This is a genomic window from Streptomyces carpinensis (assembly GCF_002154505.1).
GTDB classification, from domain to species: domain Bacteria; phylum Actinomycetota; class Actinomycetes; order Streptomycetales; family Streptomycetaceae; genus Streptomyces; species Streptomyces carpinensis.
Window position 1 is genome coordinate 1 of sequence record NZ_MUBM01000447.1, and the last position, 13066, is coordinate 13066.

General features: G+C 73.6%; 8 protein-coding genes, 1 tRNA gene, 1 pseudogene and 1 riboswitch. Of the genes and pseudogenes, 4 read left to right on the top strand and 6 right to left on the bottom strand.

What is annotated here, in order from left to right; genetic code table 11:
* Both BZY54_RS42875 and BZY54_RS42880 read right to left on the bottom strand, forming a co-directional pair.
* The coding region (locus tag BZY54_RS42875; RefSeq protein WP_167414167.1) for an AfsR/SARP family transcriptional regulator at positions 1–669 on the bottom strand (669 nt) is incomplete at its 3' end.
* A 112-nt stretch (positions 670–781) separates the two neighbouring features.
* The gene (locus BZY54_RS42880; RefSeq protein ID WP_086730781.1) at positions 782–2860 is read right to left on the bottom strand and encodes an asparagine synthase-related protein; all 2079 of its coding nucleotides are present in this window, start codon (positions 2858–2860) and stop codon (positions 782–784) included.
* Positions 2861–3541: 681 nt separating this feature from the next.
* Between BZY54_RS42880 and BZY54_RS42885 the strand changes: the two genes are divergently transcribed.
* From BZY54_RS42885 to BZY54_RS42900, 4 genes are all read left to right on the top strand, one after another.
* Positions 3542–4966 carry an NsdA family TPR-like regulatory protein gene (locus tag BZY54_RS42885; protein ID WP_086730782.1) on the top strand — a complete coding sequence of 475 codons (1425 nt, stop codon included), beginning with the start codon at positions 3542–3544 and terminating at the stop codon, positions 4964–4966.
* 61 nt (positions 4967–5027) lie between these two features.
* The gene (lhgO, locus tag BZY54_RS42890) at positions 5028–6272 is read left to right on the top strand and encodes an L-2-hydroxyglutarate oxidase (protein ID WP_086730783.1); all 1245 of its coding nucleotides are present in this window, start codon (positions 5028–5030) and stop codon (positions 6270–6272) included.
* A 62-nt stretch (positions 6273–6334) separates the two neighbouring features.
* Entirely contained in the window at positions 6335–7210 is an 876-nt protein-coding gene (gene trmB, locus BZY54_RS42895) for a tRNA (guanosine(46)-N7)-methyltransferase TrmB (protein WP_086730784.1), read from the top strand.
* 75 nt (positions 7211–7285) lie between these two features.
* Positions 7286–8653 carry a PrsW family intramembrane metalloprotease gene (locus BZY54_RS42900; protein ID WP_086730785.1) on the top strand — a complete coding sequence of 456 codons (1368 nt, stop codon included), beginning with the start codon at positions 7286–7288 and terminating at the stop codon, positions 8651–8653.
* Positions 8654–8706: 53 nt separating this feature from the next.
* Here BZY54_RS42900 and BZY54_RS42905 read toward each other — a convergent pair whose 3' ends face one another.
* The 4 genes and pseudogenes from BZY54_RS42905 to BZY54_RS42920 all read right to left on the bottom strand — a co-directional run bounded on the left by BZY54_RS42905 (position 8707) and on the right by BZY54_RS42920 (position 12769).
* Entirely contained in the window at positions 8707–9651 is a 945-nt protein-coding gene (locus BZY54_RS42905; RefSeq protein ID WP_086730787.1) for an aldo/keto reductase, read from the bottom strand.
* A 158-nt stretch (positions 9652–9809) separates the two neighbouring features.
* Entirely contained in the window at positions 9810–10904 is a 1095-nt protein-coding gene (locus BZY54_RS42910; RefSeq protein WP_086730786.1) for a M23 family metallopeptidase, read from the bottom strand.
* Between the two features lie 11 nt (positions 10905–10915).
* Positions 10916–11073, bottom strand: a riboswitch (cyclic di-AMP (ydaO/yuaA leader).
* Positions 11074–11451: 378 nt separating this feature from the next.
* A tRNA-Met gene (locus tag BZY54_RS42915) sits at positions 11452–11525 on the bottom strand.
* Positions 11526–11669: 144 nt separating this feature from the next.
* Positions 11670–12769: pseudogene (locus BZY54_RS42920) on the bottom strand (dihydrofolate reductase family protein).
* Between the last annotated feature and the right edge of the window lie 297 nt (positions 12770–13066).

Below are 13066 nucleotides of genomic sequence, written 5' to 3' on the forward strand. Positions count from 1 at the left end.
GGCCTCGTAGGCGGCGAGGGCGTCGGCGCCGCGGCCGTTGTCGCGCAGGGCCCGGATGAGAAGGGCGTGCAGCGGTTCGTCGTACGGGTGCGCCGCGGTCAGCGCCGTCAGCTCCGGTACTGCCTCGGGGGCGCGGCCGAGTCGCAGCCTCGCGGCGGCGCGGGCGCGGGCCGCCTCCAGGCGCAGGGCCTCGGGGCGGGCGGCGGCGGTGCGGTCGGGCAGGTCGGCGAGGGCGGGGCCGCGCCACAGGGCGAGGGCGGTGTCGAGCGTACGGGCCGCGGTGCCGGCATCGCCGTCGTCCAGGGCGGTGGTGCCGTCCCGTACGAGCCGTTCGAAGAGGAAGAGGTCGACGTCCTCGCGGTCGGCCGCGAGCCGGTACCCGCCCGCCTCGGAGCGGATCGCGTCCTTGCCGAGGGCACGACGCAGGCGGCCCACGAGAGCCTGGAGCGCCGCCGGGGCGTCCTGGGGCGGGTCGTCGCCCCACACCTCGTCGATCAGGGCGCCAGGGGCGGTGACCCGGCCGGGCCGCAGAGCGAGAGCGGTGAGCAGGGCGCGCAGGCGGGGGCCGCCGACGGGCACGACGGCGCCCTCGGGCATGCCGGTTCCCTCGGACACGCGGGTGCCCTGGTCGTCCTCCGCCTGGGTGACGCCCAGGATTCTGTACCGCACCGGCTCATTGTCGCCGGGCCCGGAGAGCGGGGCACGGGATTTGCCGCTGGGGGTGCGTGCCCCGGCCGGGACCGCACGGTCCGACCCCATGCGCCGCGGGCCGCGCGGAGGTTCATGCCCCCGACGCGAGTGCCCCCCTCTGCGGCGCGATCCCCGCGGGTACCGCGCGTGCGCGTGCGGGCGTGCCGGTCCAGCAGGTCCCCCGGCGCGCCAGCAGCCGCCGTAGCCACACCTCCAGGGACACCAGGTCCGCGAGCCCGTCCAGCGGCAGCGGCTCCCCCTCCGCCGCCGCCCGCAGCGCCTTGCGGACCACCCGCGCCTCCACCAGGCCCGCTTCCGCGAGCAGGGGGGTCGCGAACAGCGCCATCAGCTCGTCCACGGCCACGCGCAGTCCCGCGCGGGCCGCGACCGCCGACGGCGCGTGCGAGGGCGCGCCCCAGCCGGGTGGCAGTTCGCGCACTCCGGCGCCCTCCAGGACCGTACGCAGAATGGCCGCCCGCGCCCCCGGCCGCACCCGCAGTGCCTCCGGGAGGACCCGGCAGGCGCGGACCACCTGGTTGTCGAGGAACGGGGCGTGCAGCCTCTGGGAGCGGATCTCCGCGGCCTGCTCCAGGACCCGTAGGTCCGCGGCGTGCCTCGCCAGGGCCGCACGCGCGCGATAGTCCCCCGGTCTCTGGCCCGGACCGACCGCCGAACGGCCCGTGGCGCCCTGCAGGCGAACCGATACTTCAGCCAGTGCCTCGCCGGTCAGCCAGCGCGCCGCGGGCCCGGGTCCGGCCCAGGTGAGCGCGGCCAGCGAGGCCCCCACCGCGCCCGTGGGTTCGTCGAAGCGGCGGTGCAGCAGCCGCTCGGCGAGCCCCTCCAGCCCCGCGCGGTAGGGGGTCCGCGCCAGTCGCCGGGCGGCGCCGTACACGCGCGCGGGGACCATCACCGATCCGTCGGCCTTGGCGAGCGCGGCGACGGGCCGCACCAGGTGGCGTCGCCTGCGGTCCATCAGCAGGTCGGCCAGCCGCGCGGGATGGGCGTCCAGCACCTGCCGGGCGCCGTGGCCCGTGAAGTGGTCCGCGCTGCCCGAGACCAGGCGCGCGCGGTGGCGCGCGGCCGTGACCAACGACGGCCCGGGTTCGTCGGTCAGCGGCCCTTCCAGGTCGGCGTAGGGCAGCACCTCCTCGCCGCCCGTCACCACCACGTGGTGCAGGCGCGGATTGGCGGCGATCGCGCCGGCCCGCTCCAGCTCGGCCTCCCGCCCGCCGACGGCGAGGTCGTTGAAGGTGACCGCGAGCAGACGCTCGCCGGCGCCCGTGCCGTGGCCCAGGAGCGTGCCGGGGTTGCCCGGCAGCCCCGCCGCCAGCAGCGCGAGCGTCCCGGACGCCGGGCCGCCGGACAGGTCCGCGCCGATGCCCGGCACCGGCATCCCGCGCGCCGCGCGGCGCGCGGCGGGTCCCATGCCGGGCACCGGGCCGGGGTCGATCTCGGGCACGTGGCGGGGCGCGGAGAGCCGGACGCGCACGGCCTCGACCAGGGCGTCGCGCACCGCGCCGACCGCGCTGTCGGGGTCGGCCGGGGGTGCCGCCACCGCGAGCGAGGCGACCGGCTCGTACCCGGCGACCTCGCGCGCCCCGGCCCGCAGGATCAGCGCGTGCCCCGGCGGAATGCGCCGTACGCCCTCGTACGGCGTGGAGTCGTGCAGCGCCGCCGGTACGTCGGGGGCGGCGAGCAGGGCGGCGAGGTGCCCGAAGTCGAGGTTGGCCTCGACGAGGTCGGCCAGCGGCAGCGCGGCGGTCGCGTACGCCGTGCCACCGGCCCAGGGGGTGTGGAAGACCGGGCGGGCGCCCGCGAGGTCGCCGCAGACGGTGATGCGGCGGCCCACCTGGACCACCGCCGTGTAGCTGCCGGGCCAGGCGGTCAGATGGCGCAGGGCGCCCCCGCGCGCGGCGAGCAGGCCGACCCGCAGCTGCTCGTCGGAGGCCCCGCAGAGGCCGAGCACGGCGATCCTGGTCTGCGCGTCGATCCGCACCAGCCGGACCTCGTCCGGACGCCAGTCGCCGACCGCCCACAACGGGTCGGGATCGCTCCACAGGAGCTGGGAACCCACCGGGTGCACGGTCTCCCCGTCGTATCCGGTGGCGCCCGCCGAGCCGATCCGGTCGGGGCCCGCGGCGGTGCTGCTCCAACCCACCAACCACCGCATCGACGCCTCCACGGACTGTGGACAACCAGTGCACCGAATCAACCGGGTCACCATGCTGCCACGAAGGAGGCGCGCCGGAGGGGAGGCGGAGCCGCCTTTGATCCATCGTGCGGGCCCCCGCGCGCCTGCCCGAAGATGGCGAACGCCCGTACCGGGCAAGGTCACTGCGACCTGAATGCGCCCCCTGATGCGCTCTCCGCAATACCCCGCGCGCCGTCAAGTGCCGTGGTAGAAGCCATAATTGGTGGCAGAAAGCGGAATCGATTTTCGGCCAATTCGGCGCCGCGGATACGGGTCCGCGCACGCTCCGTACACGCTCTGCGCAGCGCGCCGGCAACGCACAGTCCGGGAGGCGGAGTTCGCCTCCCGGACCGTTCCGCCACCCGCGGGGATGAAGGCGGCGGTGTCCCCCAGCCCACTGGATCCAGTACAGCGGGCCGACCCACGCGTGACCATGGAACCGCTCCCCCGATGGCCGGAGAAGAGCGCACGGACGGGCGCACGGCCACACAGTGGGAGCACGCGGCAACAGTCCGTGCAGGGCCCGTACTTCCGTGCGGGCCACAATCCCGCCATCCGGAAGAATGCCCCTTAACGCTTGGGATGCGGCGAACTACGCTGGGTTTACGAATGCCGCCTGGTTATGCCAGCGCGGCAGCCGTCTGTGTCGAGGGGTGGCGCATGTCCAGGGAGCAACGCGGGCCGAACGAAAAGCTCGGCGCCGTTCTCGCCCTCGCGGGAATCAGCAACGCAGGACTCGCGCGACGGGTCAACGACCTCGGCGCACAACGCGGGTTGACTCTTCGCTACGACAAGACCTCGGTGGCGCGCTGGGTGTCGAAGGGGATGGTGCCGCAGGGAGCGGCGCCGCACCTCATCGCGGCCGCCATCGGCCAGAAACTCGGCCGCCCGGTGCCGCTCCACGAGATCGGCCTCGCGGACGCGGACCCCGCACCCGAAGTGGGCCTCGCCTTCCCCAGGGACGTCAGCCAGGCGGTGAAGTCTGCGACGGAGCTGTACCGGCTCGACCTCGCCGGCCGCCGGGCCGGCTCCGGCGGCATCTGGCAGTCGCTCGCCGGATCGTTCGCAGTGACCGCATACGCAACGCCCGCCTCCCGGTGGCTGATAACCCCGGCCGACAGCTCGGTGGCGCGCGAGGCGGCAGGGACGGAGGGCCCCGGCGCACCGATCAAAGTCGGCCACAGCGATGTGCGGAAGCTGCGGGAGGCCGCCGAGGACGCCAGGCGCTGGGACTCCAAGTACGGGGGCGGCGACTGGCGTTCGTCGATGGTCCCCGAGTGTTTACGGGTGGAGGCGGCACCGCTGCTCCTCGGCTCGTACTCCGACGAGGTCGGCCGCGCCCTGTTCGGCGCGTCCGCCGAGCTGACCCGGCTGGCGGGCTGGATGGCCTTCGACACCGGCCAGCAGGAGGCCGCGCAGCGGTACTACATCCAGGCGCTGCGTCTGGCCCGGGCGGCTGCCGACGTGCCTCTGGGGGGATACGTCCTGGCCTCGATGTCGCTCCAGGCGACCTACCGCGGCTTCGGCGACGAGGGCGTCGACCTGGCGCAGGCCGCCCTGGAGCGCAACCGCGGCCTGGCCACGGCCCGCACCATGAGCTTCTTCCGCCTCGTCGAGGCCCGCGCCCACGCGCGCGCGGGGGACGCACAGGCCGCCGGCGCGGCCCTGAAGGCCGCCGAGGGCTGGCTGGAGCGGTCCCGGGAGGGCGACAACGACCCGACCTGGCTCGGCTTCTACGGCTACGACCGGTTCGCCGCCGACGCCGCCGAGTGCTACCGCGACCTGAAGGCACCGCGCCAGGTCCGCCGCTTCACCGAGCAGGCGCTGTCGAAGCCGACGGAGGAGTTCGTGCGCTCGCACGGCCTGCGGCTGGTCGTCTCCGCGGTCGCCGAACTGGAGTCGGGCAACCTGGACGCGGCCTGCGAGCAGGGCGTACGGGCCGTGGAGGTGGCCGGGCGCATCTCCTCCGCGCGCACCACGGAGTACGTCAAGGACCTCCTCCACCGGCTGGAGCCGTACGGCGACGAGCCTCGCGTGGCCGAGCTGCGGGAGCGGGCGCGACCGCTGCTGATGACCCCGGCCTGAGCCGGACGAGCGGCGGAGGCCCGAGCCGCGCGCCCGGTTTGAAGGCGTTGTCAGTGGCGCAGTGCACTATCGAAACCGGGAGGTGGAGCGGGTGCGGCCGGACATCGCTTACGACTGTGACGTGCTGGTGATCGGAGGCGGGATCGTCGGCCTGGCGACGGCGTACGCGATCACGCGCGCCGCGCCGGGCACACGCGTGACCGTGCTGGAGAAGGAACCGGGCCCGGCCCGGCACCAGACGGGGCGCAACAGCGGCGTGATCCACAGCGGGATCTACTACCGGCCGGGCTCGCTGAAGGCGCGGTACGCGGTGCGGGGCGCCGCCGAGATGGTGAAGTTCTGCGCGGAGTACGGCATCGCGCACGCCGTCACCGGCAAGCTGATCGTCGCGACGGAGCGCGAGGAACTGCCCCGGCTGCACGCGCTGGTGCAGCGCGGCCGGGAGAACGGCATTCCGGTGCGGGAGCTGGGCACGGCCCAGATCGGGGAGTACGAGCCGGAGGTGCGCGGACTGGCCGCGATCCATGTGGGAACGACGGGCGTCTGCGACTACGTGGGCGTGGCGCGGCGGCTGGCGGACGCGTCCGGCGCGGAGATCCGCTACGGGGCACAGGTCGTGCGGGTGGACCGGCGGCCCGAGCTGGGTGTGGCGGTCCGCACGGCGCGCGGGGACGTCGTACGCGCGCGCGTGCTGGTCAACTGCGCCGGCCTGCAGTGCGACGAGGTGGCGCGGCTGACCGGAGACGAGCCGGACGTGCGGATCGTGCCGTTCCGGGGGGAGTACTACGAGCTGGCCCGCCCGGAGCTGGTGCGCGGGCTGGTGTATCCGGTGCCGGATCCGGCGTTCCCGTTCCTCGGGGTGCATCTGACCAAGGGGATCGACGGGGGTGTCCACATCGGGCCCAACGCGGTGCCCGCCCTGGCCCGGGAGGGGTACGGCTGGGGGGTCGTACGTCCCCGGGAGCTGGCGCGGACGCTGGGCTGGCCAGGCGCATGGCGACTGGCACGGCAGCACTGGCGGTACGGGGCCGGTGAGCTGCGGCGTTCGGTGTCCAAGGCGGCGTTCACGGAGGCGGTGCGCAGGCTTCTGCCGGGCGTGGCGGAGGACGATCTCGTGCCGGCGGCCGCGGGTGTGCGGGCGCAGGCCGTCCTCAGGGACGGGACGCTGGTGGACGACTTCCTGATCCGGGAGGGGGCGCGGGCCGTGCACGTGCTCAACGCGCCCTCCCCGGCCGCGACGGCCTCGCTGCCGATCGGACGGGAGGTGGCGAGGAGGGCGCTGGAGGTGCTGGCTTCGGCGCGGTGACGGCGGGCGGGCCCGGCGGGACCGGGGATGACGACGACGGGCCCCGTAAACTCGATGGCACTGTGTCTGACTCCCTGAACCTGCCTCCAGCTCCCGGGTCCCCGCGCGTCCCGGGTGTGCCCGTTCGGCACACCCGGGCCAAGGGGGAGCCGAGGTTTCCCGACGGGCCCAAGGCCGATCCGGCCGGGTCGCACTTCGAGCGGCGGATCCGCAGCTTCCAGCCGCGGCGCAGCCGGGTGACCGCCGGGCAGGCGGACGCCCTGCAACGGCTGTGGCCCAAGTGGGGGCTGGACATCGACGGACAGCGAGTGCTCGACCTCGCCGAGCTGTTCGGCAGCTCCCGCCCCGTCGTGCTGGAGATCGGGTTCGGCATGGGCGAGGCCACCGCGCAGATGGCCGCCGCCGACCCGGCCACGAACGTGCTCGCCGTCGACGTGCACACCCCCGGCCAGGGCAATCTGCTGGCCCTCGCCGAACGCCACGGGCTCACCAACGTCCGGGTCGCCAACGGCGACGCGATCATCCTGCTGCGCGAGATGCTCACCCCCGACTCCCTCGACGGGCTGCGCGTCTACTTCCCCGACCCCTGGCCCAAGAAGCGGCACCACAAGCGGCGGCTGATCCAGCCGGAGTTCCTGACGCTGGCCGCCACCCGGCTGAAGCCCGGGGCGGTCCTGCACTGCGCGACCGACTGGGAGCCGTACGCCGAGCAGATGCTCGAGGTGCTGACCGCGCACCCGGACTACGAGAACACGCAGCCCGGCGGCGGTTTCGCAGCCCGTCCCGAGTTCCGGCCGCTGACCCGCTTCGAGGGGCAGGGACTGGTCAAGGGACACGTGGTGAACGATCTCCTCTTCCGTCGCGTACAGCACGGTGATCAGCACGAAGGTGATCGGCGCGGCGACCGGCTCCCCACCGAGCGCCCCGGCCTCGGCTGACGAGCCTGTTCACACTCCCCGTTGGCAGCGAGGCCCCGTCGCGCGGCGGCGCCCTCCCTCGTTAGGGTCAATGACGTGGCCACCTGTCCCCCGTACCCGACGCAGCCCAGCGGCCCGGCACCCGTCGGCGGCCGCCCGCGACACGCGCACTGGTGGCAGAGGCGACGGGTGCGCTACGGCGCCGTCGCCGCCCTGCTCGCGCTGTCCGGACTCGTCATCCTCGCCCTGGTCCGCCGCCAGACCGGCACAGAAGGATTCCTGGTGGGGCTCGGGCTGGCCGTGCTTCCGGTACCGCTGCTGATAGCCGCCTTCCGCTGGCTGGACCGGGTCGACCCCAGCCCCTGGCGGAACATGCTGTTCGCCTTCGCCTGGGGCGCCTGCGCGGCGGCACTGATAGCGATCGTCGCCAACAGCTTCGCGACGAAGTGGATAGCGACGGCGACCGCCGACCCGACCAGCGCGGACACGCTCGGCGCGACCGTGATCGCGCCGGTGGTGGAGGAGTCCGCGAAGGCCGCCGCCGTGCTGCTGATCTTCCTCTTCCGCAGACGCGACTTCACCGGCATCGTCGACGGGGTGGTCATCGCCGGGGTGACCGCGACCGGCTTCGCGTTCACCGAGAACATCCTCTACCTGGGCACCGCCTTCGGCACCGACCAGATGACCGGCGGCCGGGGCATCGCCTCCGTCACCGCGGCCACCTTCTTCGTGCGCGTGGTCATGTCACCGTTCGCGCACCCGTTGTTCACCGTCCTCACCGGCATCGGCTTCGGCATCGCCGCACTGTCCGGGGAGCGCCGGCCGCTGCGGCGCCTCCTGCTGCCGCCGGCCGGGCTGCTGCTCGCGATGGGCATGCACGCGTTCTGGAACGGCTCGTCCACCTTCGGCGAGTACGGCTTCTTCGCGGTCTACGGTGCCTTCATGGTGCCCGCGTTCGGGCTGCTGACCTGGCTGGTCATCTGGACCCGGCAGCGCGAGCTGCGGGCCATCCGCGAGGAACTGCCCGCGTACGCCGCCGCCGGGTGGCTGACGCCCGCCGAGCCTTTCGCCCTCGGGTCGATGCGAGCCCGCCGGCTGGCCCGTGACTACGCCGGACACCACCTCGGCAAGCCGGCGGCGCGGACCGTCGCCCAGTACGAGGCGTACGCGACCTCGCTGGCCTTCCTGCGCCGCCGGGGACGCCTCGGACGGGCCGGGGCCGACTTCGTCGTACGGGAGCGTGAACTGCTCCACGAGCTGTGGCGCCGGCGGGAGGTGGCGCAGCCCGCACTCGACTACGCGGCCCGGATGACCGCGCCGCCGGTGCGGGTCGTCGCACCGCCCTGGCCGGTGTACGGGGTGTACGGGCAGCCGCACGGGCACGGCCCGCACGGCCACGGCCTGCCCGGGCCGGTGGCGCCGTACCCCGCCGGCCCGTACAACCCCTATTGGACGCAGTCCTAGGGCGCGGTCCTGGGGCGGGAGCCTCGGACACGGCCCGGGCGAGGCCGGCAGGCTCAGGCAGACGCCCGCGTCAGCTGCGCGACCTCGTCGTCCGTCAGGCGCAGCTCCGCCACTCCCAGCAGCGCCGGGAGCTGGTCCACCGTCCGAGCCGAGGCGATCGGGGCGGCCACCGTCGGCTGGGCCGCGAGCCAGGCCAGGGCCACCGTGGCGACCTCGGCGCCGTGGGCACGGGCGACCTCGTCGAGGGCGGCGAGGACCTTCCGCCCGCGCTCGGTGTCCAGGTGCTTGGCGGCCCCCTGCGCCCGCGCGCTGTCCACCGTCGCACCGGGCCGGTACTTGCCGGTCAGGAAGCCGGAGGCCAGCGCGTAGTACGGCACGGCGGCCAGACCGGACCGCTCGGCGACGTCCCGCAGCTCGCCCTCGTAGGTGTCACGCGAGACGAGGTTGTAGTGCGGCTGGAGCGCCACGTACCGGGCCAGGCCCTCACGCTCGGAGAATTCCAGGGACGCCTTCAGCCGCTCGGCGGAGATGTTGGAGGCGGCGATGTGCCGCACCTTGCCCGCCTTCACCAGCTCGTCGAGTGCGCCGATGATCTCCTCGACCGGCACCTCGGGCTTGTCGAAGTGGGTGTAGTACAGGTCGATGTAGTCGGTGCCCAGCCGCTTGAGGGACGCGTCGGCCGCGGCCTTGATGTTGGCGGCGGACAGGCCCTGGAAGTCCGGGTGCTGGCTGACCTTGGTGGCGATGACGACGTCGGAGCGGTTGCCGCGCTCCTTGATCCACTTACCGATGATCGTCTCGGACTCGCCGCCCTTGTTGCCCTCCACCCACGCGGAGTAGGAGTCGGCGGTGTCGACGAAGTTGCCGCCGGCGGCGGCGTAGGCGTCCAGCACCGCGAAGGACTGCGCCTGGTCGGCGGTCCAGCCGAAGACGTTGCCGCCGAGAGCGAGCGGGAAGACCTCGAGGTCGGACGAGCCGAGCTTGTATAGGGAAGTCATGTACGACATGAACGGCCACGCTGGAGCGGCCCATTCCGCGCCTCGCGGGATCCGACCGCAAAGATCACGCAAACTGGCCCCGGCGGCTCGGGCCGGCCCCGGAGGGGAGCGGGCGGACCGCCGGGGCTCAGCCTGACGTCATCGGTTCGGAGACGGCCTCAGGGGTTGAGGCCCTTGCCCCGCAGCCACGCCATCGGGTCGATGCCGGTGGCCTGGCCGCCCGGGTGGACCTCCAGGTGCAGGTGGGGGCCGGTGACGTTGCCGGTGGCGCCCACACGGCCGATGACGTCGCCCGTGGTCACCTTCTGACCGACCGAGACGCTGATCGACGACTGGTGGCAGAACCACAGCTCGGTGCCGTCGTCGAGGGTGAGGACCGTGCGGTAGCCGTAGGAGCCGGCCCAGCCGGCCTCCGTGATGGTGCCGCTGTGGATCGCCTTGATCAGCGTGCCGGTGGGCGCGGCGAAGTCGAGGCCGGTGTGGTACCCGGAGGACCACATGGAGCCGGCCTGACCGAAGGTGGAGGTGATGGTGTACGAGGAGGTCGGCAGCGCGTACTGCTTGGCCAGCGCGGCCAGCCGCTCCGCCTCGGCCTTCTTCCTGGCCTCCTCCTCCGCCGCCTTCTTCGCGGCGGCGGCCTTGGCCTCGGCCTCCTTCTTCGCTTCGGCCGCCTTCGCCTCGGCCTCCTTCTGCGCCTTGGCCGCGGCCTCGCCGGCCTGCTTGGCGGCGGCGTCCTCGGCGGCCGCCTCGGCCTCGGCCTCGACCTGGACCTGCTGCTGCTCGGCCTGCGCCATGATGCGGTTGCGCAGCGCCTCGCCCGCGCCGGAGGTGCCCTGCTCGCTCTCGGCGGAGGTCACGCCGGCGTTGCTGAGCGCGGTCGCGGAGCCCTGGTGGTCGTCGTGGCCGGAGTCGCCGAACAGGGAGCCCACGGAGGGCAGGTCGGGCAGCGAACCCACCGAGGGCAGGTCGGGCAAGGAGATGGAGACGGGCGGCTTGCCGGTGTGGGCGCTGGCCATGCCGCCCGCGCCGACGGCGGCTATGACACCCACGCCGAGCACCGTGGAGCTGCGGGCGAGCCCGCCGCCGCGCTGCTTGGCGACGCGGTGCCGGCCACGCACCGGGCGGAGCGACTCCTCGGTGGGGTTCCACTCCTCCCAGGGGCCCTCGTCGGGGTGCCGACCTTCGTAACCGAAGGTCTCGGTGCGCTGGTTCGGCACGATCGGGGCTTCTGGTGCAGGCCGGTTGGACGCCACGCGGGCGTACTCCTTTCCTTCCGTCTCGCCTACCGGGTTAGCTGACGGGTTCGGAGCAGGAAGGTCTCCTACGCGCGTAGCCCAGCCGTACCTACACGGCGGAAGACGCCCGATTCACCCCAAGTTGGTGGTTCCCCGGTTCCCTGACGGGATTCGGCGCGTGCGCACGGAGCCGCCTCTTGTGACGGCTGGGACGACCGCGCTGCGTTATCGAACGTTAATAGACGGGAGCCTCCGATTCCAAGCCGTCCGGCTTGATCGTTGCACCTTCTTGGCGTGGACTTTTGGCGCAGGAATACCGAAATACGGGCGAGTTGACTGCGCCACAGGCGTCTCAGAGTTTTTGATGGTGTCTCAGATGTTATGCGGAAAGGGATCGCTCGCTCACATCATGTGACGGCGCTCGGAGATCCGGGAACAGAAAGGTTCGCAAGCGAGCGCCGTCACATGGCGCCCCGCAGACACCACGTGGCCCCCAAAGGAAATCGAGGGCGGAAAACACTCAGGGCCGGAATCCTTGATGGGATTTCCGGCCCTGAGCCTTCAGTAGCGGGGACAGGATTTGAACCTGCGACCTCTGGGTTATGAGCCCAGCGAGCTACCGAGCTGCTCCACCCCGCGTCGGTATGACACCAGTGTACGCCATCCACGGAGCGGTGCGCGCACCCCTTTGTTCGCGGCCTGATCACAGACCCCTGCACGGGTCCGGCCGCGGCCTGATCACAAGCCCCTGGGTGGGTTCGGTCGCGGCCCGATCACAGGCCCCTACTCGGGGCTGGGCCCAGGCCCCACTCCCAGGTGCCGGTTCGGCTCCTTGGCCAGGCCCTCGAACTCGGGGAGCACCACGACGTCCGCCCCCTCGCCCAGGAGCACCGCGGCCCCGTCGGCGCCCTCGACGAACGTGTCCGGTTCCCGCCAGGCCGTGACCACCCGCCGTACCCCCGCGTCCAGAATCAGCCGGGCGCACGGTCGCGGCCGGGAGGCGCGTCGGGCGCACGGTTCCAGGCTGCTGTACACCGTGGCAGCCGCCAGCCGCGGATCCGCCGGGTCGATCTTGGCCAGCGCCGCCTCCTCCGCGTGCACGACCGGGTCGCCGTCCTCCCGCGAGTAGCCCCGGGCCAGCTCGGTGCCGTCCGCGGCGACCACCACCGCGCCCACGCTGAACGCGGTCCGCGACGGCGGACACCGCTCCGCCAGCTCGCACGCGATCCGGAGCCAGTGCCGGTCCGCGGGAGCGGCCTCGGCCCCGGCGCCGGGCGCGGTCGGCTCGTAGCGCATGAGGACGACGTCGCCGATGGCGCGCGTCTCCACCAGCCGCAGCCGCCCGCCCTGGTAGACGCCGGGGCCGAACAGCCGCGGCGCCCGCGGGTCCCCCACGAACAGCGGGGCCAGGACGAGCTGCACCTCGTCGGCGAGCTGTCGCTGGAGCAGCTGGGTGTGCACCGTCCCACCGCCCTCGACCATGAGCCGGCGCACTCCGCGCACGTCGTGCAGGTGCTCCAGCAGCAGTCGCCAGTCGAGTTCGTCCCCCAGGGGCACGACGGCGATGCCCTGCGCGGCCACACCGGCCTCGCGCAGCCGCTGCGCACCCTTGTCGGTCGTGTAGACGGCCTTCTCGCCGCCCGTGTGCCAGAAGCGTGCCTTCGGGTCCAGCTCGCCGGAGGAGCTGACCGTGACCTTCAGCGGGTACTCCGGCTGCCCGGCGGCGACCCGGGCGGCGCGCCGCTCGGGCGAGTTGACCAGCAGCCGCGGGTTGTCGGCACGCAGGGTGCCGGCCCCGACCAGGATCGCGNNTCGGGGCCGGTGTCGTCCAGGTAGCCGTCGAGGGAGACGGCGGCGGACAACAGGACGTACGGAAGGGGCATCGGCGCACTCTCTCTCGGAGACGGGCAGTCTCACACGACCGGTGCGCGGCTCGGCCGGAACCCCGGCCTGCCGCACCGGTCCTCCTCCATCCTCGCGGTCCGCCCGACCCCGTGACCCCCACAGCGGTCGCTCGGCGGTGACGTGCTCGACGACGGCACGCTGCCGCGCCCAGGCCGGTCGGCGAAGGGGTCTCGCAGGCGGTCACGGCAGGACCGGCGCGGTCCCGTGCGTCGAGCTTGGTCAGCAGGCGGCTGGCGTAGGAGCGGGCGCCGGCGGCGCGGCCGTCACGCTTCTGG

Coding starts and splice junctions, on each gene's coding strand:
- BZY54_RS42880 (WP_086730781.1), bottom strand. CDS start 2,860: ATGCGGTGGTTGGTGGGTTGGAGCAGCACCGCCGCGGGCCCCGACCGG.
- BZY54_RS42885 (WP_086730782.1), top strand. CDS start 3,542: ATGTCCAGGGAGCAACGCGGGCCGAACGAAAAGCTCGGCGCCGTTCTC.
- BZY54_RS42905 (WP_086730787.1), bottom strand. CDS start 9,651: ATGACTTCCCTATACAAGCTCGGCTCGTCCGACCTCGAGGTCTTCCCG.